Annotated in this window: 18 protein-coding genes; 8 read left to right on the top strand and 10 right to left on the bottom strand. The window is 67.6% G+C overall.

Annotated features, from left to right (window positions below):
• The first annotated feature begins 9 nt into the window (after positions 1 to 9).
• The gene (locus SLNSH_RS13345) at positions 10 to 780 is read left to right on the top strand and encodes an ABC transporter permease (protein WP_106337587.1); all 771 of its coding nucleotides are present in this window, start codon (positions 10 to 12) and stop codon (positions 778 to 780) included.
• Complete coding sequence (locus SLNSH_RS13340; RefSeq protein WP_106337586.1) at positions 746 to 2,395, top strand: ABC transporter ATP-binding protein; 1,650 nt, start codon at positions 746 to 748, stop codon at positions 2,393 to 2,395. Before SLNSH_RS13345 ends, SLNSH_RS13340 begins: the two co-directional genes overlap by 35 nt.
• A gap of 57 nt (positions 2,396 to 2,452) precedes the next feature.
• On the opposite strand, the gene SLNSH_RS13335 is transcribed toward SLNSH_RS13340, so the two are convergent.
• The 6 genes from SLNSH_RS13335 to pdxH form a co-directional block, all read right to left on the bottom strand.
• Positions 2,453 to 2,734, bottom strand: a complete 282-nt coding sequence (locus tag SLNSH_RS13335) for a hypothetical protein (protein ID WP_106337501.1) — start codon at positions 2,732 to 2,734, stop codon at positions 2,453 to 2,455.
• A gap of 128 nt (positions 2,735 to 2,862) precedes the next feature.
• The gene (locus tag SLNSH_RS13330; RefSeq protein WP_106337500.1) at positions 2,863 to 4,269 is read right to left on the bottom strand and encodes an amidase; all 1,407 of its coding nucleotides are present in this window, start codon (positions 4,267 to 4,269) and stop codon (positions 2,863 to 2,865) included.
• A gap of 94 nt (positions 4,270 to 4,363) precedes the next feature.
• A complete protein-coding gene (locus tag SLNSH_RS13325; RefSeq protein ID WP_106337499.1) occupies positions 4,364 to 4,969 on the bottom strand; it encodes a TIGR02301 family protein in 606 nt (201 codons plus the stop codon).
• Positions 4,966 to 5,433 carry an NUDIX hydrolase gene (locus tag SLNSH_RS13320; protein WP_106337498.1) on the bottom strand — a complete coding sequence of 156 codons (468 nt, stop codon included), beginning with the start codon at positions 5,431 to 5,433 and terminating at the stop codon, positions 4,966 to 4,968. The genes SLNSH_RS13325 and SLNSH_RS13320 overlap by 4 nt, the downstream gene beginning before the upstream one ends.
• Positions 5,414 to 6,169, bottom strand: a complete 756-nt coding sequence (locus tag SLNSH_RS13315; protein WP_106337497.1) for an SDR family NAD(P)-dependent oxidoreductase — start codon at positions 6,167 to 6,169, stop codon at positions 5,414 to 5,416. Before SLNSH_RS13315 ends, SLNSH_RS13320 begins: the two co-directional genes overlap by 20 nt.
• Before the next feature lie 75 nt (positions 6,170 to 6,244).
• Positions 6,245 to 6,847 (bottom strand): pyridoxamine 5'-phosphate oxidase, encoded by a 603-nt coding sequence (pdxH, locus tag SLNSH_RS13310; protein WP_106337496.1) that lies wholly within the window; start codon positions 6,845 to 6,847, stop codon positions 6,245 to 6,247.
• A gap of 154 nt (positions 6,848 to 7,001) precedes the next feature.
• On the opposite strand from pdxH, the gene SLNSH_RS13305 reads away from it, so the two are divergent.
• Both SLNSH_RS13305 and SLNSH_RS13300 read left to right on the top strand, forming a co-directional pair.
• Positions 7,002 to 7,397: an RT0821/Lpp0805 family surface protein gene (locus tag SLNSH_RS13305; RefSeq protein WP_158266754.1), complete on the top strand. Its 396-nt coding sequence runs from the start codon at positions 7,002 to 7,004 to the stop codon at positions 7,395 to 7,397.
• Between the two features lie 161 nt (positions 7,398 to 7,558).
• A complete protein-coding gene (locus SLNSH_RS13300; RefSeq protein WP_106337494.1) occupies positions 7,559 to 8,533 on the top strand; it encodes a DnaJ C-terminal domain-containing protein in 975 nt (324 codons plus the stop codon).
• 77 nt (positions 8,534 to 8,610) lie between these two features.
• Here the strand turns inward: SLNSH_RS13300 and SLNSH_RS13295 are convergent, their stop codons facing one another.
• From SLNSH_RS13295 to fabI, 3 genes are all read right to left on the bottom strand, one after another.
• The gene (locus SLNSH_RS13295; protein WP_106337493.1) at positions 8,611 to 12,678 is read right to left on the bottom strand and encodes a Pls/PosA family non-ribosomal peptide synthetase; all 4,068 of its coding nucleotides are present in this window, start codon (positions 12,676 to 12,678) and stop codon (positions 8,611 to 8,613) included.
• Positions 12,679 to 12,989: 311 nt separating this feature from the next.
• Positions 12,990 to 13,577 (bottom strand): histidine phosphatase family protein, encoded by a 588-nt coding sequence (locus tag SLNSH_RS13290; RefSeq protein WP_106337492.1) that lies wholly within the window; start codon positions 13,575 to 13,577, stop codon positions 12,990 to 12,992.
• Positions 13,578 to 13,585: 8 nt separating this feature from the next.
• The gene (gene fabI / locus SLNSH_RS13285; protein ID WP_106337491.1) at positions 13,586 to 14,416 is read right to left on the bottom strand and encodes an enoyl-ACP reductase FabI; all 831 of its coding nucleotides are present in this window, start codon (positions 14,414 to 14,416) and stop codon (positions 13,586 to 13,588) included.
• Between the two features lie 363 nt (positions 14,417 to 14,779).
• Here fabI and SLNSH_RS13280 point away from each other — a divergent pair, with 363 nt between their 5' ends.
• The 3 genes from SLNSH_RS13280 to ribB all read left to right on the top strand — a co-directional run bounded on the left by SLNSH_RS13280 (position 14,780) and on the right by ribB (position 19,200).
• Entirely contained in the window at positions 14,780 to 16,642 is a 1,863-nt protein-coding gene (locus SLNSH_RS13280) for a potassium transporter Kup (protein WP_245422345.1), read from the top strand.
• Positions 16,643 to 16,712: 70 nt separating this feature from the next.
• Positions 16,713 to 17,825, top strand: a complete 1,113-nt coding sequence (gene aroC, locus SLNSH_RS13275; protein ID WP_106337489.1) for a chorismate synthase — start codon at positions 16,713 to 16,715, stop codon at positions 17,823 to 17,825.
• Between the two features lie 67 nt (positions 17,826 to 17,892).
• The gene (gene ribB / locus SLNSH_RS13270; RefSeq protein ID WP_196240257.1) at positions 17,893 to 19,200 is read left to right on the top strand and encodes a 3,4-dihydroxy-2-butanone-4-phosphate synthase; all 1,308 of its coding nucleotides are present in this window, start codon (positions 17,893 to 17,895) and stop codon (positions 19,198 to 19,200) included.
• A 450-nt stretch (positions 19,201 to 19,650) separates the two neighbouring features.
• Here ribB and SLNSH_RS13265 read toward each other — a convergent pair whose 3' ends face one another.
• Positions 19,651 to 20,610: a LysR family transcriptional regulator gene (locus tag SLNSH_RS13265; protein ID WP_106337488.1), complete on the bottom strand. Its 960-nt coding sequence runs from the start codon at positions 20,608 to 20,610 to the stop codon at positions 19,651 to 19,653.
• A gap of 82 nt (positions 20,611 to 20,692) precedes the next feature.
• On the opposite strand from SLNSH_RS13265, the gene SLNSH_RS13260 reads away from it, so the two are divergent.
• Positions 20,693 to 21,124: a DoxX family protein gene (locus SLNSH_RS13260; RefSeq protein WP_106337487.1), complete on the top strand. Its 432-nt coding sequence runs from the start codon at positions 20,693 to 20,695 to the stop codon at positions 21,122 to 21,124.
• Positions 21,125 to 21,225: the final 101 nt, after the last annotated feature.

Here is a 21,225-nt window from a genome sequence, read left to right as displayed (position 1 = left end):
ATCACCATCATGATCGCCTTCATGGCGGCGCTCTCGCTCGTGTGGACTCCCTGGGACCCTACTGCCATCGACATTCCATCGAAGCTGCAGGGGGCTTCGCCTCAGCACTGGCTCGGGACGGATCAGTTCGGCCGTGATGTGCTGTCCATGATCATGCGCGGGGCGGTCGCCTCCATGGCCGTGTCGATTCTGGCCGTAGGGCTCGGCGCCGGCCTGGGCGTCCCGCTGGGGCTTCTCGCCGCGCAGACGCGCGGCTTCGCCGATCACGCCATCATGCGGGCGAGCGACTTCGTCTTCGCCTTTCCGGCGCTGCTGGTCGCCATCATGCTGCGGGAAGTGTTCGGCCCCGGCTGGATCAACGCGGCGGTCGCGATCGGCGTGTTCAACGTCCCGGTGTTCGCCCGCGTGGCCTATGGCGCCGCCTTGCCCTTGTGGACCCGGGATTTTGTGCTCGCCGCGCGCGTCGCCGGCAAGGGGCCAAGCCGCATCACGCTCGAGCATATCCTCCCCAACATGGTGAGCCTCGTGATCGTGCAGGCTACGATCCAGCTCTCCCTAGGCGTTCTGGCGGAGGCGGCGCTCTCCTATGTGGGGCTTGGGATCCAGCCGCCAGCGCCGAGCTGGGGCCGCATGCTGAACGAGGCGCAAACCTTCATGGCGCTCGCGCCCCGTCTCGCGCTCCTGCCCGGCTTCGCGATCATCTTCACAGTGCTTGGCCTGAACCTGCTGGGCGATGGCCTGCGGGATGTTCTCGACCCTCGCCTGGCTCGGGAGCGATGACGTGGCGCTGCTCGACGTCGAGGGCCTCAGCCTCGCCATCAACAATATTCCGCTGCTGGACCGGGTCTGCCTGTCCGTCGAGCCCGGCCAGGTGCTGGGCCTGGTCGGGGAGTCCGGCTCGGGCAAGTCCCTGACGGCGCTCAGCATCATGCGCCTGACTCCACGCGGCGCGCGGGCCCAGGGGCGGATCCTCTTTGGCGGGCGCGACCTGGCGGCCCTGCCCGAAAGGCAGATGTGCGCGATACGCGGGCGGGAGATCGGCATGATCTTCCAGGAGCCTATGACGGCGTTGAACCCCCTTCAGACGATTGGGCGCCAAGTCGCCGAGGGTTTTCGCTTGCACCTTGGCCTCAGTCAGCGAGAGGCCCTGAATCGCGCCGCCGGCGTGCTGGCCAGGGTTGGCCTTCCGCCTGAGTCCATTCCGCTCTCCCGATATCCGCACGAACTGAGCGGCGGCCAGCGTCAGCGGGTCGTGGTGGCGATGGCCGTCGCCCTGGAGCCGAAGCTGATCATCGCCGATGAGCCCACCACGGCGCTGGACGTCACAACCCAGGCTCAGATCCTGCGCCTCCTCAGGCGATTGGTTGCAGAGACCGGCGCCGGGCTGGTGTTGATCACCCATGACCTCGCCGTCGTGAACGCCATGGCGGACCATGTCGCCGTCATGAGAGGTGGGCAGGTGCTGGAGCAGGGCAGGGCGGCCGAGTTCCGGACCGGCGCTCGCCATCCCTATGCGAGGGCCTTGCTGGACAGTTCCCGATACGCTCCCCCGCGCCGCGCGCCGGACCTAAAGGCCGTGACGTTGCTGGAAGTCGAAGGACTGGTGCGGGAGTACGCCCTCCCGCGGCGCAATCCCTTCCGCCCTGCGCCGCGCCGACGCGCCGTGGACGGCGTGAGTTTCGCGATCCGACGAGGAGAATGCCTCGGACTTGTCGGAGAGTCAGGCTGCGGCAAGTCCACGACTGCTCGCGCGATCCTGGCGCTTGAACCGTTGCAGGGCGGGACGATCCGATTCGACGGGCGGGGCGCCGCCAACCTCTCCGGGGCGGAACTCCTGGCCTTCAGGCGGCGCGTGCAGATGGTGTTCCAGGACCCGTACGGCTCCTTTGATCCGCGTCACAAGGCCGGCCGGATCATCGCCGAGCCCCTGCGCCTGCTCCCGGATTTGACACAGCCTGAGGCTCGACGCCGCGTGGCTGCGGCTCTCGAAGAGGTGGGCCTCGCGGCCAGCGACGCATCGAAATACCCGCACGAATTCTCCGGTGGCCAGCGTCAGCGACTGGCCATCGCCCGCGCGCTGATCACCCGCCCGGACCTCATCGTGCTGGATGAGCCGGTCTCGGCGCTCGACGTGTCCATCCGGGCCCAAGTCTTGGCGCTTCTGGCCGATCTCCAGGCGCGCCTTGGCTTGAGTTACCTCTTCATCTCGCACGACCTCGGCGTCGTTCGCGCCATCACGGATCGCGTGCTGGTCATGCGCGACGGCCAAATCGTCGAGGGAGGAGAGACGGCCCAGGTGCTCCAGGCGCCGCAGCACCCCTACACCAGGGAATTGGTTACCGCGGCTTTGCGACTGGACAGGGCGGTCAGCCCCCAGCCTGACTTAGCGAGCTGAACGCAGCAGGGGAGCAAAATGCAAGCTGGCCGGGCGCTTGGCCCGGCCAGGTCGTCGTCAGTGGGTCGTCTTCTTTGTCGTGGTCTTCACCGAGCCCGTTTCGTGTCCGGGCGCGAAGCTCGACGCGCCGGTTGAACTCTTGGCCGAGTGTTTCGTCCGCTTCTCGTGGCCCGGAGCATAACCGGAGGCGCCGGGCGATCCCTTGACGGATCCCTTGGTCTGCATTTCCTGTCCTGGCGCATTGGCCGAGGCTCCAGGGCTTGTCTGCGCTGCGGCCAAGCCTGCGGAGCCGATCAGAAGCGCCGCGCAGGCGGCGATGGTCTTGACGGTGGTGCTCATGCCGTTCTCCCACAGCCCCCTTCGGAACAACGTGCTGGTCAGGACGCCGGTTTCACGCAGGGGGCGTGAGAGTTCTTCGGTGGCCGCCCCGCGGGCGTGCCGCATGGCCTCAGAGTGGACCGCTCCGCCTATGGCCGCGGCGCGCTGATGGTCTCCCAGCCGAATGCTGATTCGAAGGCGCGCGCCGCTCGGAGTACGAGCGCATCGGCACCATAGGGACCCACGATCTGAAGCCCGACGGGCAGGCCTTCGTCCGAAAGCCCGCACGGCACGGTCGCGGCCGGCTGCTGCGTGATGTTGAAGGGGTAGGAGAACGGCGTCCAGGCGATCCAGTCGTCTCCGAAACGTCCATCCGCGGGCGTCAGTCGCCCGGCCTCGAAGGCGGTGGTAGCCAGCGTCGGCGTGAGCAGCAGGTCGTAGCGGGTGTGGAACTCCGCCATGCGGGTCGCGAGCGCGTTGCGTTGGTACAAAAACGCGTCGGCATAGGCCGGGCCGCCGACCTTGGCGCCATGCTCTGCGACGGCGACGAGCCCCGGGTCCATGCGGGCCCGTTCCTCCGCTCCGAAAGGCGCCAGCGCCAGCGCGGCTCCGGCGGACCACAGCGTAACAAGCGTCTCGAGGGGATCCGTGAAGCCAGGGTCCGCTTCCTCCACGGTGGCGCCCAACTCAGCGAAGCGCCGTGCGGCGTTCTCGGTCAGGCGAGCCACGTCGGAGTCCACGGTTTTGACATAGCCCAGCCGGGGCGACCACGCGATCCGGAGCCCGCGGACCCCGTCCGCGAGCCCGATCCGGTAGTCTGGTGGAGGCGTCGTCATCGCGGTCATGTCGCGGTGGTCGGGCTGCGCAATGACCGACAGGGCCAGCGCCGCGTCCTCCACCGTCCGGGTGAGCGGCCCGACATGAGCCAGGAAACCCATGACGGAGATCGGGTGCGCGGGGACGCGTCCGTAGCTGGCCTTGATGCCGAAAACGCCCGTGAATGCGCCCGGGATGCGGATCGACCCCGCGCCATCCGTGCCGAGGTGGATGCATCCGATGTTGAGCGCTGCGCAGCCCGCCCCGCCCGAGGAGGAACCGCCGGGTGTCCGGTCGAGCTTCCAGGGGTTGCGCGTGATCCCGGTCAGCGGCGAGTCGCCAAGCCCTTTCCAGCCGAATTCCGGCATGCAGGTCTTCCCGAGAAACACGGCGCCGGCTTCCCGCATCCGCGCGACGGCCGGCGCGTCCTCGTCGGCCGGCGCTTTGGAGGTGACTGCCGATCCCTTGAAATTTGTCCAGCCCTTGACGGCGATGTTGTCCTTGATGGTGGCTGGCACGCCGTCCAAGGGGCCACAGGGCTCGCCCTTCGACCATCGCGCCTCCGAGGCGCGCGCCATCACGAGGGCGTCTTCCTCCGCGCCACCGCAGAAGACGTTGATCGCCGGCTCGTGCAGCGCCTTGCGGGCGAGCGCGTCCCGCGCGACTTCCACGGGGGAGAGCGCCTTGCGCCGGTAGTGCTGAAGCAATTCGACCGCGGTGAGATCGGCGATTTGAGCCATTGGTGTCCTCCCTGACGGAGAACATGCAACCTGATGACGTCACAGCTGGCAACGGCCCAGGCGCCGCTCAGCCATGCATGGCGGCCGGCCTGGCTTAGCCCCCGAAGCGGTTGGTGAGGTCGCGGGTCAGCCGGCCACCCTCGTTCAGGCTGCGGCTGATGATCACCTCGGCCGCCGGAGTGCAGCGCCGGTACGTTGCGGCGTACTCCCGGAAGCCCTTGTTGTACGCCCCGGCGAGGCGCTCGCGACGTTGCGGCGTGGGCTGCTCGGCGTTGATCATCGCGTTCATGCGCTCGCGCCATTGCGCCTCCGGCTCCCCGCCGCAGAGCGGCTGCAGGAAGGCGAGGGCGCCCAACAGCTCGGAAAGCCGCAGCATCTGCGGCTCGTAGGGCGGCGGCGGCTCCTCCGGCGGGGGCTGCGCCGCTTCCTCCGTCGGCTTGGGCTCGGCCGGCTTTGCTTCGGCGGGCTTCTGCGGCCGTGGAGAACGATCGACCTTGTGGGCGCCGGGACGAACATGACGGCGCGGAGCTTGAACGGCGGCCGGCGGCGCGTAATGGCGCTGCGGCCGCTGGATGATGATCTGCGGCGCCGGGCGGGGCGGGGTTTCCCAGGGCCAATAGAATTGCGCGTGAGCGCCATCCAGGGCGCTCACCAGGGCGGAGGCGCACAAAGCGGCGCGGAGCAGTGACGATTTGGTCATGCCGACCTCACCAGCGCGGCGGCCTCCGCCACGACGGAGGCCAGCCCCCTCGTCGTGCGCAACGCGCCGAGCGCGGTGGGGTCGGCGAACAGGACTTCTCCTGCCTCGGGCCCAGGGACCGGCTCGCCCGAGACCCATCGCGCCGCAAAAGTTGCGATCACGAAATGCCGTAGCACCCGCTGTTCCTCGTCCCGCTCGATGACTTCCGTGTGCCGGACGAAGCCGACGACTTCCGCGACAACCCCGACCTCCTCGTAGAGTTCACGCTGAGCCGCTTCCGCAAGGGTCTCTCCCGGCTCGACGAGGCCGCCTGGCAGGGAGAAGAGCGCCTGGGCAGGCGGCTTCGTGCGCGTGGCGAGGAGCACCTTGCCTTTCCGGAACACGGCGATGCTCGCCGCCAGGAACGGACGGGTCGGGTAGAGCCGCGGATCGGACACGGCTGCGTCAGACGTGCTGGCCGCCATTGATGTGGATCTCGGCCCCGTGGACGTAGCTCGACTGGTCGGTGCACAGGAAGTAGATGGCCTTGGCCACCTCCTCGGGAGTCCCGAGCCGACGCAGCGGGATCTGGGCGACGATCTTTTCGGTGCCTGGCGACAGGATCGCCGTGTCGATCTCGCCGGGCGAGATCGCGTTCACGCGGATCTCGTGCGGCCCGAAGTCGGACGCCATCTCGCGCGTCAGAGCCGCGAGGGCTGCCTTGGACGTCGCGTAGGCTGCGCCGGCGAAGGGATGCACCCGCGACCCCGCGATGGAGGTGACGTTCACCACCGAACCCTTGGCGCGCTTCAACTCTCCCATGAGCCCGCGGGCAAGCATGACGGGCGCGAAGAAGTTGACCTGGAACACCGTCTTCCAGTCTTGGAGCGCTGTCTCGATCGTGCCCAGCCGCGAACCGCCGGGGCCTTTGGGCGAGATCGCCGCGTTGTTGACCAGCGCGTCCAGCCGTCCGTCCTCAAGCCGCCGCTTCACCTCCTCGATCGCCTCGGCCGTGTTGTCCGGGTCCGCGAGATCGATCTGCAGGTGGTCCTCGGGGCCCATCTCCCAGGGGCAGTTCTCCGGGAACGGCTGCCGCGAGCAGGTGATCACGCGCCACCCCGCCGCGGAGAAGCGCTTCACCGTGGCGTGGCCGATGCCCCGGCTGGCGCCGGTCAGCAGCATGGTCTTCCTCGGGCCGTTTTCCTTCAGGGTGTTGGGCATCGATGGTCCTGTCAGGGCTGGGCGGCTGCGCTGGCGGCCGCCCTGGAGTCAAAGCGTGCGAACGGGGGATTCAGGTCAAGGATACAGCCGATCGCGGCTCCAGTCGCCCTCAGGTTGAGGGCGGCGGAAGACGATACGGTCGTGCAGACGGAACGGTTTGTCCTGCCAGAACTCCATCTGCACTGGGCGGATTCGGAACCCGGTCCAGTGGGCCGGCCGCGGCACCTCGCCAATTGCGTACTTCGCGGCGTAGAGCGCCACCGCCTTTTCCAGCGCGAAGCGGCTCTCCAGGGAACGCGACTGCTGGCTCGCCCACGCGCCGATGCGGCTGTCCCGGGGCCGGCTCTGGAAGTAGGCGTCCGCCTCCGCGTCCGTGACGCGCTCGACCGGCCCGCGCACGCGCACCTGCCGGCGCAGGCTTTTCCAGTGGAACACGAGGGCGGCCTTCGGATTGGCCGCGAGCTCCACGCCCTTGGCGCTTTCCGTGTTGGTGTAGAACACGAACCCGCGCGCGTCCTGGCCCTTCAGAAGCACCATCCTGACGTCAGGGAGGCCGCTCTCATCAACCGTGGCGAGCGCCATGGCGTTCGGGTCATTCGGCTCCGAAGCCTTGGCCTCCTCGAACCACTCGGCGAAGAGCGTGAAGGGGTCGTCCGACCCGGTGAAGTCACCAGCCATTAACGTTTCCGATCATTCAATGGGCGCGAGTGTAGAGAGTTGACGAGGATCGCCATTGTCCCGCCGAGCCGGCCAGACGACTTATATGGGACATCTCAGCCTTCCACAAAGCTCTCGCTGGTCGCGCAAATGGGCGCGGGCGGGGGCTGCCGCGATGCTGTCCGCGGGTCTGTGCGGCTGCTCCATGGTCCTGCCCGGCATGAGCGTCGTTGATCCCGACGTGACCGGCTCCCTTCCGCCGCCGGCCAACTCCCCTCTCGCTCCCGCCATCGACGACGTGGACTGGAAGGTCGCGAGCCCGGCCCTGGCGTTGTCCCTCGACCCGTTGCACAAGGGGCCCAGCGCCTCGTGGAAGAACGCCGACACGGGCTCCTCCGGCGCTTTCGCGCCCAACGGGCCCGCATACCTGCGTAATGACCAGGTTTGCCGCTCCTTCACGGCGACGGTGAGGGTGCAAGGGCGCGACGAGAAACTGGTCGGCGCCGCGTGCCGGGTCGGGGCGGGCGACTGGACCGTGCAGAAGGTGAAGCCGTTCGCCGAAGCGATATGATGGAGGCCGGGCGGGACCTCCGTTGCGAATCGGCAACAGTCTCCCCACATCAGGCGTGACGATTAGAGCCGAGCGGTTTTGCGCGCCCACGGCGCGCGGACCCGTTTGGTCCGGGAAGAAGCGCGGCCGCGCTTCAATTCACCCGCAGGAGACGATGAACGATGCGCGATCCCTATGATGTCCTGGGCGTGCCGCGCTCCGCGCAGGAGGCGGACATCAAGAAGGCTTACCGCAAGCTCGCCAAGGCCTTGCATCCGGACCGCAACCCTGACGACCCTAAGGCTCGCGAGAAATTCTCCGAGCTCACCAACGCCTACGAGATCCTGGGCGATGACGCCAAGCGCAAGCAGTTCGACCGCGGCGAGATCGACGCCGAGGGCAAGCCCCGCTTCACCGGCTTTGAGGGCTTCGCCCATGGCGGCGGCCCAGGGGCAGGGGCCGGCTTCGGCGCTGGGCGAGGGGCGGGTTTCGAGGGCTTCAACTTCGGATTCGAGCCGGGCGGCGGTGGGTTCCGCGCCCGCACGGGGCCGGGCGGCTTCGACCCGGGCGATATCTTCGCCGACCTGTTCTCGGGTGGGGGCCAGCGCACCACGCGTCAGGCCAAGCGCCCCGCGGGCGAGGATGTGGCTGGCGAGGTGACCGTGTCACTGGCCGACGCCGCCAAGGGAACGAAGGCGCGCGTAACCCTGCCATCCGGCAAGGACGTCGAGGTCACGGTCCCGGCCGGCGTCACGGATGGAAAGGTCATCCGCCTGAAGGGCCAGGGCCAGGCGAGCCCCTGGGGCGGCGCGGCCGGCGACTTCCTTCTTACGGTTCGGGTGCGGCCCGACCGGCGCTTCGCCGTCGAAGGCAAGGACCTTCGCCTGCGCCTCCCGCTGCGTCTCGACGAGGCCGTGCTTGGCGCGAAGGTGCGTGTCCCGACCCTCGAGGGGGCCGTTGAGGTTTCCATTCCCGCCTACTCGTCCAGCGGTCGCACGCTCCGACTGCGCGGCAAAGGTCTGCCTGCTCCCGAAGGCGCGGGCGACCTGCTGGTCACTGTCGAGGTCGTTCTGCCCCCCGAGAAGGACTCCGAGCTCGAGGCGCTCATGAAGCGCTGGGCGGAGGTGCAGACCTTCGATCCGCGCAAGGATCTCTGACCGGCTCGGTTTCCAGGCGCTTGAAACGAAAAGGCGGCCCTGAGGCCGCCTTTTTTGCTGGTCCCGAAGGGAGGGGCTTACGCGGCCGCCTTCACCTCAACGGCGGCCGCTTTCGCAACCCGCACCGGCATCGCCGGTGCGCCGGCCCAGGCCGTGTTGGCCGGGATGTTCTCGCCCTTCATCACGATCGTCAGCTGGCCGAGCTGAGCGAACTCGCCAACGGTGCTGTCGTAGAGCACCGTCGTGCCCCAGCCGACATGCACGCCCTGCTTCACCTCGATCCGGCCGACTTTCATGATGCGGTCCTCGTAGAGGTGCGTCTGCAGGCAGGCGCCCATGTTGAGCGTGGCGAAGTCGCCGATCTTCACGCAGTCGAACTCGGTGATGTCCGTCAGGTCCATCCACACACCCTTGCCGATCTTCGTGCCGTAGAGGCGCAGGATCATGGGCAGGAACGGCGTGCCGCGGAGGAACTCCACCGAGGCCTTCCCGACGAGGCCGCCGTACAGCACGGCTACCGCCTCGGTGCGCATGGCCCAGAAGGACCACATCGGCTTCATGGTGGGCTTGTAGACGCCCATCAGCAGCCACTTGACGACCACGGACACCGCCACCAGGGCCAGCGCGATCACGATGCCGGCGGCGAGGAAGATGGCCGTGGCCTTGCCCCACTCGGCATTGGTGATCGGGGCCTCCATCAGGTCGGCTGTCATGTAGCCGCAGGTGATGAAGGTCGCGGTCGGCAGCGAGGTGTGCAGCGTCTCGAAGATGGTCCGGCCGAACACCCACCACTTCGACGGCCGATAGGTGGTCTGCGCGTCAGCCTTCACCTTCTGGCGCGCCGGGATCAGCATCGCCGGGCTGCCGAAGGAGATCTCGCCGGTCTTCACATGCAGGCTGGACGGGATGGTCGACTTCACGCCGATCAGGCAGTCGCTCTCCAGCACGGAGCCGGGCGGGATCACGGAGTCATTGCCCATGAACACGCGGTCGCCGGTCTTCACGGGCTCCAGGATCATCCAGCCGTTGCGGATCTCCTCGTCGCCCAGCACCGCTTCGTCGCCGACGAAATTGTCCTCGCCGAGCTCCACCAAGTCGTAGCGGCCGGCCAGGTTGGTCGAAACTTCCGTGCCGCGGCCAATCTTGGCGCCGAGCATCCGGTACCAGTGGCGCATGAACACGGTGGCGTACAGTGACGAGACCGTCTCCAGCGTCACCTCCGTGGCGAGGCCGACCATCCACTTCCGCACATAGAACCAGCTGTGGATCGAATAGTGACCGGACTGCACGCGGGTCGGCAGGATGATCCACCGCAGCGCCACGATGATCGCCACCGCCACCACGATCAGCGCCATCGCCGTCGGCCAAGCCAGGAAGGGCAGGGTGCTCCAGCTGACCGAGTAGTCGACCTTGCCGTCAATGAGCGCGTCGAGGTTGTACAGGATGTAGAAGGCCGGGAAGATCGGCACGAGGCCGAGCATCAGCATGACCACATAGGAACCCGCATAGGTCGCGTTCTGCAGCCAGCGGGTAGCCGTGGACACCTCCGGGAACGCCGGCATGGAGGCGCGGTCGACCTCGCCCGTCTTGCGGGGCGGCGAGCCGGTCCAGGTCTCCCAGGCCGGAATGGTCATGTCGGGACCGACTGAGGTCAGGTCTCCGAGCTGCGCGCCTTCCTGGACCACGCTGTTGGGCCCAAACGAGCACGAGGAGCCCGTGTAGGCGTCGGCGCCGATGTCGATCTTGCCGATCACGAACTCATTGCCGATCGCCAGCGCATTGGCGAACTTGGTCTTGAGGCCCAGGCTGGCCCGGTCGCCGATGCTGATCAGGTCGATGGCGCCGGCCTCGAAGTCCGAGATCATGGCGTCCTTGCCGACCTTCGCGCCGAGAGCGCGCAGATAGACGCGCATCAGCGGCGAGTTCTGCAGGAACTTGATCGTGGTGACCTGGATGAGGCGCTGCACGAACCAGACGCGGAAGTAGTAAGCGCCCCAGAGCGGGTAGCGCCCAGGTTTGGTCTTGCCGACGATGGCCCATTTCAGCGCCACGATGAGCGCCTTCGTGCCGATGTTCAGCGCCACATAGATGCCGAGCAGCACGGGGATCTCGGCCAGCAGGCTGGGATCGTCCTGCAGCAGGAACACGGACGCGAGGAACAGACCGAGCCATTGGATCGTCACCAGGCCCAGGATGAAGGGCATGGAGACGGCCTGCGCCAGGCCGCACAGGAAGCGCCGACGGAAGGGCGGGGGCTCGAACGAAAGGTCCGCCTGCTCACCCTCGGTCGCGGCGCGCGCGTCGATGGCGGTCGCCATGGCCCTCAGCGTACGCTGGCCATAGATGTCCTGGAGGGTCACGGCCTCGAAGCCGCGGTTCTGGCGCACGGCCGACACGAAGCGCGCCGCGATCAGCGAATGACCGCCCAGCTCATTGAAGAAATCCGCCTCGAACGGAATGCTCTGGCCCGGGAACACGGTCTGCGCCGCGGCGAGCAACTTCCCCTCGGTCGGCGTGCGCGCAGGCTCCTGCTCCTCGGCGGACCCCGCGGCGCTCGCAAGCGGCATGGCTTTCAGCGCCTTGCGGTCGATCTTGCCGGAGATCAGGCGGGGCAGCGACGTGGCGAGTTCGAAGCGCGACGGCACCATGTAGGACGGCAGCCGTTCGGCGAGCGCCATGCGCACCTGCATGCGGTCGAGCTTGCCTTCGGCTTCCGGCGCCACGAACGCCACGAGGCGGTCGAGGCCGTCATCCTGGCGCAGCACCACCGCGCACTGGGCCACGCCGGGCAGCTCATCCAGCTTGGCCTCGATCTCGCCCAACTCCACGCGAAAGCCGCGGATCTTCACCTGGTCGTCGATGCGGCCGTGGAACACGATGTTCCCCGCAGCGTCCATGCTCACCGCGTCGCCTGACCGGTAAAGCACCGTGTCCGCGCCGTCCGACACGAACGGGTTGGCGATGAATTTTTCGGCGGTCAACTCGGGACGCTTCAGGTAGCCCTGGGCCACGCCAGGGCCGCCGATCAGCAACTCGCCCTGCACGCCGGGCGGCAGCAGCGTCAGGTCCTCGGCCGCCACATAGCAGGTGTAGTTCGCGATCGGCCGGCCGATCGTGACCGGCTCGCCGGGTTTCGCCTCCCAGGCGGTGGCGACGACAGTCGCTTCCGTGGGCCCATAGGTGTTGAACACGCGCCGGCCGTCGCGCGCCCACTTGGTCACCAGGGAGGCCGGCAGGGCCTCGCCGCCCAGGATGATGACCCGCAGGCTCGGGATGTCGCGCTGAAACAGGCCGAGCAGAGTCGGCACCGTGTCGATGGCGGTGACGCCGGCCTCGGCGATCACGTCAGCGAGCTTGTCGGTCTCAGCCATCACCTCCGGCGTGGCGACCCAAAGCGTGGCGCCGGCCAGGTAAGGGACCCAGATCTCCTCCATGGACAGGTCGAATGCCACCGAGGCGCTCTGGAACATCACGTCCTCATGGGTGAGGCCGAACAGCGTGTTGGCCGCCCGCAGGTAATGCGTGATGTTGCGATGGCTGACCACGATGCCCTTGGGCGTGCCGGTCGAGCCCGAGGTGTAGATCATGTAGGCCGGGTGGTCCGGCGTCAGGCCCCGCTCGCGCGGGCAGAACCGCTCGCCGCTCTGGCCTTCCGACAGCAGGGCGGCGGTCAGCACGGCCACGCCCGCGCCGGCGGCGCGCTCGGTGAAGGCCGCGCAGGTGAGAAGGCCCTTGGCCTCGGCGTCCGCCAGGCAGACGGCGATGCGCTCCACGGGCGCGTCCGCGTCGAAGGGCAGCCACGCGGCGCCCGACTTGGCGACAGCGATTTGTGCGATGAGCAACTCGGCGCCCCGCGGCGCCCAAAGGCCGACCACGTCGCCCGGACCAACTCCGCGGTCCGCAAGCCCGCGCGCGATCGCGTTGGCCTGCGCCTCGACCTGCGCATAGGTCAGGATCTCGCCCCGGCAGATCATGGCCGCCTTGTCGGCGTGCCGGTCCGCGGTGGCCGCGAAGATTTCGGCCAGGACTTCGTCGCGCAGCAGGTCCGGCCGCATGTCGCCCCGGAGGATGGCCGGCTCCTGCGGCGCCGCGCTGGCGCGGGCTGCGGAATTCGAGGCCACGAGGTCGGTGGGAACCCGGTTCATTGCTGCGTCCTCCGGCGTCGCGGTCATCGTCGGCAAAGCGTCTCCGTTCGGGGGCAAGCCCCCGTCGCATCCGCCTGGCTCGTGACGATGCCCCCGCAGCGCCCTCAAGTCCCTGTGTGCCCGCCCGCGGCTTCTGTCGCGTCAGACGAGGTGCTTGGAGGCACGGAAGCCTCCTCGCGACACATCCTCTATGCAACCAAGCGGCTGAACCCACGATGAACGAAGGTGAACGCCGCCGTTCATCCACGGCGAGAGGTGCGCGAGACAGCGAGAAAGGGCGGCGTCAGGGGGAAGATGGCGTCCCGGGGCGCTCAGATCCAGCTGAAGCGGCCCTTTTCGAAGAGCAGGACGCGTCCTTGCCAGATGTCGGCGCTGCACGCCCGCTCCGCCGGCAGCCCGCAGAGCAGAACCAGCAGGGCGCGGGCGACGCCTCCGTGGGCGACCGCCACGCTCTCACCCGCGAGCGCCTCGGCGAAGGGCCGCACCCGATCCGTCAGCATGGCGTAGCTTTCGCCGCCCGGCGGGACGTAAGTCCATTTCCGGGATTCGCGTTCCGCCGCGGCTTCAGGCTCGGCCTTCCGGAGTTCACGCCAGGTTCGTCCCTCCCAGTCGCCGAAGGAGATTTCCTTGAGAATGGGATCGAGCTCGTACCCGTCGGGATCGAGGTGCAGGGCCCGGCGCGCCCGCTCGGCCGTGTCGCGCGTGCGCCAGAGGGGGCTCACGTTCCAGCGCAATTCGCCCGCATGCGGGGCGAGCTTGCCCAGCTTGCGCCCCGCCTCGACCGCCTGGAAGCGCCCGCGCTCATTGATCGGGATGTCCTGCTGGCCTTGCAGCCGTCCTTCGGCGTTCCAGTCGGTCTCGCCGTGGCGGATGAAGTACAGCCGATAATCAGAACCCATCCTTCACGTCACGCCTTCTCGAGCGTGATGTCCGGCGCCTCGGGGTTCTTCATGCCGACGACATGGTAGCCGGCGTCGACGTGGAGTATCTCGCCCGTCATGCCGCGGGACAGGTCGGACACCAGATAGGCGGCGGTGTCGCCGACCTCCTCGGTCGTCACGGTGCGCCGCAGCGGCGCATTGTACTCGTTCCACCGCAGGATGTAGCGGAAGTCGCCGATGCCGGAGGCCGCCAGCGTCTTGATCGGGCCGGCCGAAATGGCGTTGACGCGGATGTTCTTCGGGCCGAGGTCCGCGGCCATGTAGCGCACCGACGCCTCGAGCGCGGCCTTGGCGACGCCCATGACGTTATAGTGCGGCATCCACTTCTCGGCGCCGTAATAAGTGAGGGTCAGCATCGACCCGCCGTCCCGCATCAGCTTCTCGGCCCGCTGCGCGATGGCCGTGAAAGAGTAGCAGGAGATGAGGAGCGACTTGGTGAAGTTGGCCTCGGTCGTGTCGACATAGCGACCGGTCAGCTCGTCCTTGTCGGAAAAGGCGATGCAATGGACCACGAAGTCCAGCCCGCCCCACAGCTTCTCGACCTCGGCGAAGACGGCGTCCATGGAAGCCGCGTCCGTGACGTCGCAATGGCCCACGACGGCGGCGCCGAGTTCGTTCGCGAGCGGGCGCACCCGCTTCTCCAGCGCCTCGCCCTGGTAGGTGAAAGCGAGCTGGGCGCCGTGCTGGTGCGCGGCGCGGGCGATTCCCCACGCGATCGAGCGGTTGTTGGCGACGCCCATCACGAGCCCGCGCTTGCCGGCGAGGAGGTTGGAAGCCCGGGAGATCTGCTCTGTCATGTCGACCGTTCGATTGCGTGGAGCCCTACGGTGTCGGGCATCAATAGCGGAACCCCTGCCGCAGCGGAAGCGCTCCGGCCGATTCCGGTGTGGGCGACGCTCCGCCACTCTTGCGCGAACCACTGCAGAACCTGCTTGCCAGCGCAGCCGTAACCATTTTGTCTGGACTGTGGCCGGACGGATGGAAACCTGCCGCGGCGGTGATATAAGCGCCGCCGCCCGGGGGAACCGGCAAGGTCATGCCGCATTGCTCCCGATCCCTGATCGGGACGTGCTTGAGAGGCGAGGTCATCCGTGAGCGAGAGCGCGGCGGCGCAAGTTGCGGGGCACGGGAAAAGCCAAGGCCACGGACAGAGCAGCCTCATCGGGCTGACGGTCGGCAGCATCGGCGTGGTCTATGGGGATATCGGCACGAGTCCCCTCTACGCCTTCCGCGAAGCCCTGCTGGCCGCTGCGGGGGCGCACAATCAACCCGGCGCCCACCCGGTGATCCCGCGCGAGACGGTCCTGGGCGTGCTGTCGCTCATCGTTTGGGCGCTGCTGCTCGTTGTGACCGCCAAATACGTTCTGATCCTGCTCCGCGCCGACAACAACGGCGAGGGTGGTACGCTGTCCCTGATGGCGCTGGCCCAGCGCACCCTGAAGAAGGGCCGCGGCTACATGCTGGCGCTTGGCGTCATCGGCGCCTCCATGTTCTACGGCGACTCGGTCATCACCCCGGCGATCTCGGTGCTCTCGGCCGTGGAAGGCATGAAGCTGATCACGCCTGCCTTGGAGCATTACGTGGTGCCGATCACGGTCTGCATCCTCGTCCTGCTGTTCGCCGTCCAGAGCCGCGGCACCGCCAAGGTGGCGGCCGCCTTCGGCCCGATCATGATCGCCTGGTTCGGTGTCCTGGCGCTCGGCGGCATCACCCACATCAGCGACGACCCGGGCGTCGTGCTGGCGCTGAATCCGAGCCACGGCCTGGTCTTCCTCGCCCAGCACAAGCTCATCGGGCTCGTGACGCTCGGCGCGGTCTTCCTGGCCGTCACCGGCGGCGAGGCGCTCTATGCGGACCTCGGCCATTTCGGACGCCGCCCGATCCAGATCGCCTGGCTCGGCCTCGTTCTTCCCTCGCTCGTGATCAACTATTTCGGCCAGGGCGCCCTCGTGATGTCGCACCCCGAGGCGCTCGAGAACCCGCTCTTCATGCTTTACCCGGACTGGGCCCTGATCCCGGTCGTCGGCATGGCGACGGCCGCCACCATCATCGCCAGCCAGGCGGTGATCACCGGCGCCTTCTCTCTGACGCGCCAGGCCGTGCAGCTCGGCCTCCTGCCGCGCATCGACATCCGGTTCACCTCGGAAACGCACTCGGGCCAGATCTACATCCCGCGCATCAACACGCTGCTGCTGACGGGCGTGTTGATCCTCGTCCTGCTGTTCCGCTCGTCGAGCTCCCTGGCCTCGGCCTACGGCATCGCGGTCACCACCACCATGGTCGTCGATGCGACGCTCGCCTTTATCGTCATCTGGCGCATGTGGCATTGGAAGCCCTGGGCCGCCGCCCTGCTGGTCGCGCCGTTCCTGATGATCGACTCGACCTTCCTGGCCGCCAACCTGCTGAAGCTGCTGGACGGCGCCTGGGCCCCGCTGGTCTTCGCCTCGTGCCTCATCCTGCTCATGGCGACCTGGCGCAAAGGCACCCGCATCCTGGCCGACAAGACGCGCCGGTCCGAGGTGCCGCTCGAAATGCTCGTCCGCAACCTCGAGAAGAAGCCGCCGCACCGCGTCCAGGGCACCGCGGTCTTCCTCACCAGCGACCCGGACTACGCGCCCACGGCGCTGCTCCACAACCTGAAGCACAACAAGATTCTGCACGACAAGAACGTGATCCTCACGGTTTCCACCGCCGACACGCCGCGCGTGCGCGAGGAGGATCGGATCACCATCCAGCCCGTCAGCGACCACTTCTCGCGCGTGAAGATGACATTCGGCTACATGGAGAGCCCGAACATTCCGCGCGGTCTCGCCATCGCCCGCAAGCTCGGCTGGACCTTCGATATCATGTCGACGTCCTTCTTCGTGTCCCGCCGGTCGATCAAGCCGGCCGCCCAGTCGGGCATGCCGCTCTGGCAGGACAAGCTCTTCATCGCGCTCGCCCGCAACGCCTCGGACGCCACGGACTTCTTTCAGATCCCGACCGGCCGCGTGGTGGAGGTGGGCACCCAGGTGACGGTGTAAGGCCGAAGCAGGCTTTCCCCCGCCGCCCGAAATGCTCTAAGAGGCGGGCTCCGTCTTCGGGTCCGCCGCCATGTCGCACAACACCTTCGGCCATCTCTTCCGCGTGACGACCTTCGGCGAAAGCCACGGGCCGGCGCTCGGCTGCGTTATCGACGGCTGCCCCCCGCGCATCCCGCTGAGCGTGGAGGAGATCCAGGCGGACCTCGACCGTCGCCGCCCCGGCCAGTCGCGCTACACCACCCAGCGCCAGGAGCCGGACCAGGTGAAGATCCTGTCCGGCGTCTTCGCGGATGAAAACGGGCGCCAGGTCACCACCGGCACGCCGATCGCGCTGGTGATCGAGAACGTGGACCAGCGCTCCAAGGACTACGGGGACATCAAGGACAAGTACCGGCCGGGCCACGCCGACTTTACCTATGACGTGAAATACGGCATCCGCGACTATCGTGGCGGCGGCCGCTCCTCGGCCCGCGAAACCGCAGCCCGCGTGGCCGCCGGCGCGGTGGCCCGCAAGGTGGTTCCCGGGCTCGTGGTCCGTGGCGCCCTGGTTCAGATGGGGCCACACAAGATCGACCGGAACAACTGGGATTGGGACGAGGTCGCCCGCAACCCATTCTTCTGTCCTGACGCCAAGGCTGCGGCCTTCTTCGCAGACTACCTCGATGGCATCCGGAAATCCGGATCCTCCATCGGCGCCGTGATTGAGGTGGTGGCCGAGGGCGTCCCGCCGGGTCTCGGCGCGCCCATCTACGGCAAGCTCGATTCCGAACTCGCCAGCGCGCTGATGAGCATCAACGCCGTAAAGGGCGTGGAGATCGGCGCCGGCTTCGGCGCGGCCGAACTGACAGGCGAGCAGAACGCAGACGAGATGCGCCATGGCAATGACGGCAAGCCGTTGTTCCTGTCGAACCACGCAGGCGGCGTTCTGGGCGGCATCTCAACAGGACAGGCCGTCATCGCCCGCTTCGCCGTCAAGCCCACCTCTTCGATCCTCACGCCCCGACTGACCGTCGACCGTCGGGGAGGGGAGACGGACCTCATCACCAAGGGGCGGCATGACCCGTGCGTCGGAATCCGTGCTGTGCCAGTCGGCGAGGCTATGGTGGCCTGCGTAATCGCGGACCAGTTCCTGCGGCACCGCGGACAGGTTGGAGAGACCGGGCACTGGCCGACGTTGGCCTGATTTCAGCAAAGCTTAATTTGCATCGAATTCAGTAGCGCTGAATTCCCGCTCGGGCTAGATGGAAGGAATGAAGCTGGCAGACTGGCTCCGTGCCCAGGGCGTCCCCCGCAACGTGTTTGCGCAGCGAATCGGCGTTTCGCCCGCTGCAGTGACCCAGCTCTGCAACAATGACGCCGCCTGGATGTCGCGCGAAACGGCCGAGCTCATTTCCCGCGCCACCCGGGGCGCGGTGACCCCCAACGACTTCATCGACCTGCCCACGGTCCTGCCGACCGCCTCTTCCCAGGAGCGCGCCATGTCCCATTCGGTCACAGAAGCCATCGAGGCGCTCGCGCGCGGCGAAATCGTCATCGTCACGGACGACGACGACCGTGAGAACGAGGGCGACCTGATCTGCGCCGCCTCTCTGTGCACGCCGGAGAAGATGGCCTTCATCATCCGCAACACCTGCGGCATCGTCTGCGCTCCGCTGACCAGCGACGAGGCGCGCCGGCTCAATCTCGCCCCGATGGTCGCCAGCAACGACGCGCCGCTGGGCACCGCCTTCACGGTGACCGTCGACGTCCGCCACGGCCTCACAACCGGCATCTCGGCCGAGCAGCGGTCCAACACCGTCCGCGCCCTCGCCAACGGCAACATGGGTCCGGCCGATTTCGTCCGCCCCGGCCACGTATTTCCGTTGATCGCAAAGGACGGCGGCGTGCTCATGCGCTCGGGCCATACGGAAGCCGCGGTGGATCTCTGCAAGCTCGCCGGGCTACCCCCGGTTGGCGTCATCTGTGAACTCGCCAATGATGACGGCACCGTGATGCGCGGCCCGCAGATCGAGGCCTTCGCCGAGCAGCACAAGCTCAAGCGCATCTCTGTGGCGGACATGATCGCCTACCGCCAGGGCCGCGAGAAGCTGGTGGAGCGTGTGGCGACGTTCCCGGTCAAGACCGAGATCGGAGAACTGACCGGCTACGCCTACGTCACGCCCTACGACCCCGTGCACCACTTCGCCTTCGTGTATGGCCCTATTGGAGATGGCCGCAACATGACCACGCGCCTGCACCGCGCCAATGTCATTGCGGACACCTTCGGCGGGGGCAAGGCGATCCACGGCGCCTTGCAGCGGTTCAAGCAGGCCGGCCGGGGCGTCCTGGTCTACCTGCGCGACGGCACTGCCGGCGTGCCGCTCCAGGAACTCGAAACCGACCTGTCGCCCTCCGAGGCCGCCCGCCAGCGCCAATGGCGCGAAGTGGGCCTCGGCGCGCAGATCCTGCGCGACCTCGACGTCAGCTCCATCGTGAACCTGTCCTCCACCCCGCGATCCTACGTCGGGCTCGCCGGCTTCGGCATCGAGATCGTCAGGACAGAGCCGCTCGAGGGATAGTGTTCAGCGCACGTCGATCGTGAAGGTGCGCTTGATCACGGTGCCGTCCGGGTAAAGCGCCTCGACGATAGTCGAGTCCGACCCCCGGAAACCGGGATTCGGCGTATACCAAAGCTGCACCGATGGCGCCTTTTTCAGATTGCACCGATAGCGGGAGTTTGTGCGCGGATAGGATGGGTAGTCCGCTCCAGGACGGAAGCTTACTCGGCCGTTCTCCGGCGCCACTACAACCCGTCCCAAGATCCCCGGATCGGCTGTGCAATCTTGGTTAATGGAGTAGTAAGTATTGATTTTTCGAGGGACGCCCTCGGGAATGGCCTTCGGGATCGCGCCAGAGCCTACCGTGTTGCAAGCGGCCAAGCCGAGAAAAGCGGGAATCCAAAACGGGAGTTTCATGAGCTAGCCTCAGTCGCCTGCGAAAGCTGAGGCTAAGCTTGAGACGGACGCCGCTCAACCAACCCAGGGGCGGTCCCCTTCCAGCAATGCGCGCATTTTGACGATCTCCGCGGCGGCGGTGTCCAGGAAGGCGCGCACCCTCGGGGAAGCGCGAAGGTCCGGGTGGGTGAGCAGCCAAAGGCCCGCTGAGAAATCCGGGTTGAGCATGGTGAGGCGCACGAGGTCTGGCCTCCGGTCGGCGATGAAGCAGGGCAGGGGCCCCACGCCGATGCCCTCGGCCACCGCCTCCGTGAGCCCGAGCACCGTGTTGATCTTGATCGCCACCCGCTCGGCCGGCACGTGGTCGCGGACGTAGCGCGCCGCCTTCAGATGCCCGAACTGGTCGCCGAGCGAGACCCAGTAGCGGTCGTAGAGTTGCTCCTCGTCGATGGGCTCGGCCGGCGTCGCCTCAGGAAAATCGACGCGCCTCCCGTAGACCGCCCAAACGATGCTCGCCGCCCGGCGTCCGACCAACGTCTCCGGCGGGCTGTCCGTGGCCCGCACCGCGATGTCGGCGTCGCGCTTGGAGAGGTTCAGGGCCTGGTTGGATAGCACCATGTCGACGCGGATGTCGGGGTAGTTGCGCCGGAACTGCGCGATTACCGGCATCAGCAGGTGCACCAGCAGCGTATCGTTCGTCGTGACCCTCACCTCGCCCGAGGGCGTCAGGGCCTGCCCGGCCAGCTTGCGGGAGAAGGCGGTGACGTCCCGGTCCATGCGCTCGGCGAGGGCCGCCATCTCCTCGCCGGCTGGGGTCAGGCCGTAGCCGGTGCGATGCCGCTCGAACAGGGACAGGCCAACCCGCTTTTCGATTTCCGCCAGTCTGCGGAAGACCGTGGAGTGATTCACGCCCAAGGCCTCGGCCGCCCCGGTCAGCGAGCGGGTGTCCGCGATGGCCTTGACCAGGCGGAAGTCATCCCACGGGATCGAGCTCACATTGCGCCCCTGCAAAGTATTTCTTTCTGCTTGTCTCATGGATTTGCGGAAAAGAGAAGAGCAGGATCTCGCCATCGCAAGCCGCCCGGCCGCTCCGGGCAGACCCCGAAGGATCACCCCGATGGTCGACACCCGCACCGCCCCCTACGCCCTGTTGCTGCTGCGCCTCGCGCTCGGCGTCATGTTCATCGCCCACGCCGCCCTGAAGGTCTTCGTGTTCACGGTTCCCGGCTTCGCCGGCTTTCTGGCCCAGGTCGGCATGCCGTCGTTCATGGCCCTTCCGGTCATCCTGCTTGAGACCTTTGGCGGCGTGGCGCTGATCCTGGGCGTCTATTCCCGGGCCGTGGCGCTCGTGCTCACCCCGGTCCTGCTCGGCGCGCTCTCGGTCCATGCGGGCAACGGCTGGCTCTTCACCGCCGCGAACGGCGGGTGGGAGTACCCGGCGTTCCTCGTGATCGCCGGCCTCACGATCGTCCTTGGCGGCGACGGCGCCCTGGCGCTCCGCCCCACCACGCTGCCGCGCTCCGCGAGGCTTGCCGCCCAGCCCGCCTGAGCTATATGGAGCAGCATGAAAGCCGTCCCGATCCTGTCGGGGCGGCTTATGCTTTGGACAGACTCAATGACAAAAACGAGAAATCAAACTGCGACGTTCGC

It is taken from the genome of Alsobacter soli, assembly GCF_003004785.1.
Taxonomy (GTDB): domain Bacteria; phylum Pseudomonadota; class Alphaproteobacteria; order Rhizobiales; family Beijerinckiaceae; genus Alsobacter; species Alsobacter soli.
This window is presented reverse-complemented; position numbering and strand designations above follow the sequence as displayed.

Excerpts from the sequence above, each read along its gene's own strand:
- SLNSH_RS13345 (WP_106337587.1), top strand. The coding sequence starts at position 10 with ATGATCGCCTTCATGGCGGCGCTCTCGCTCGTGTGGACTCCCTGGGAC.
- SLNSH_RS13340 (WP_106337586.1), top strand. The coding sequence starts at position 746 with ATGTTCTCGACCCTCGCCTGGCTCGGGAGCGATGACGTGGCGCTGCTC.
- SLNSH_RS13335 (WP_106337501.1), bottom strand. The coding sequence starts at position 2,734 with ATGAGCACCACCGTCAAGACCATCGCCGCCTGCGCGGCGCTTCTGATC.
- SLNSH_RS13330 (WP_106337500.1), bottom strand. The coding sequence starts at position 4,269 with ATGGCTCAAATCGCCGATCTCACCGCGGTCGAATTGCTTCAGCACTAC.
- SLNSH_RS13325 (WP_106337499.1), bottom strand. The coding sequence starts at position 4,969 with ATGACCAAATCGTCACTGCTCCGCGCCGCTTTGTGCGCCTCCGCCCTG.
- SLNSH_RS13320 (WP_106337498.1), bottom strand. The coding sequence starts at position 5,433 with ATGGCGGCCAGCACGTCTGACGCAGCCGTGTCCGATCCGCGGCTCTAC.
- SLNSH_RS13315 (WP_106337497.1), bottom strand. The coding sequence starts at position 6,169 with ATGCCCAACACCCTGAAGGAAAACGGCCCGAGGAAGACCATGCTGCTG.
- pdxH (WP_106337496.1), bottom strand. The coding sequence starts at position 6,847 with ATGGCTGGTGACTTCACCGGGTCGGACGACCCCTTCACGCTCTTCGCC.
- SLNSH_RS13305 (WP_158266754.1), top strand. The coding sequence starts at position 7,002 with ATGCTGTCCGCGGGTCTGTGCGGCTGCTCCATGGTCCTGCCCGGCATG.
- SLNSH_RS13300 (WP_106337494.1), top strand. The coding sequence starts at position 7,559 with ATGCGCGATCCCTATGATGTCCTGGGCGTGCCGCGCTCCGCGCAGGAG.
- SLNSH_RS13295 (WP_106337493.1), bottom strand. The coding sequence starts at position 12,678 with ATGAACCGGGTTCCCACCGACCTCGTGGCCTCGAATTCCGCAGCCCGC.
- SLNSH_RS13290 (WP_106337492.1), bottom strand. The coding sequence starts at position 13,577 with ATGGGTTCTGATTATCGGCTGTACTTCATCCGCCACGGCGAGACCGAC.
- fabI (WP_106337491.1), bottom strand. The coding sequence starts at position 14,416 with ATGACAGAGCAGATCTCCCGGGCTTCCAACCTCCTCGCCGGCAAGCGC.
- aroC (WP_106337489.1), top strand. The coding sequence starts at position 16,713 with ATGTCGCACAACACCTTCGGCCATCTCTTCCGCGTGACGACCTTCGGC.
- ribB (WP_196240257.1), top strand. The coding sequence starts at position 17,893 with ATGAAGCTGGCAGACTGGCTCCGTGCCCAGGGCGTCCCCCGCAACGTG.
- SLNSH_RS13265 (WP_106337488.1), bottom strand. The coding sequence starts at position 20,610 with ATGAGACAAGCAGAAAGAAATACTTTGCAGGGGCGCAATGTGAGCTCG.
- SLNSH_RS13260 (WP_106337487.1), top strand. The coding sequence starts at position 20,693 with ATGGTCGACACCCGCACCGCCCCCTACGCCCTGTTGCTGCTGCGCCTC.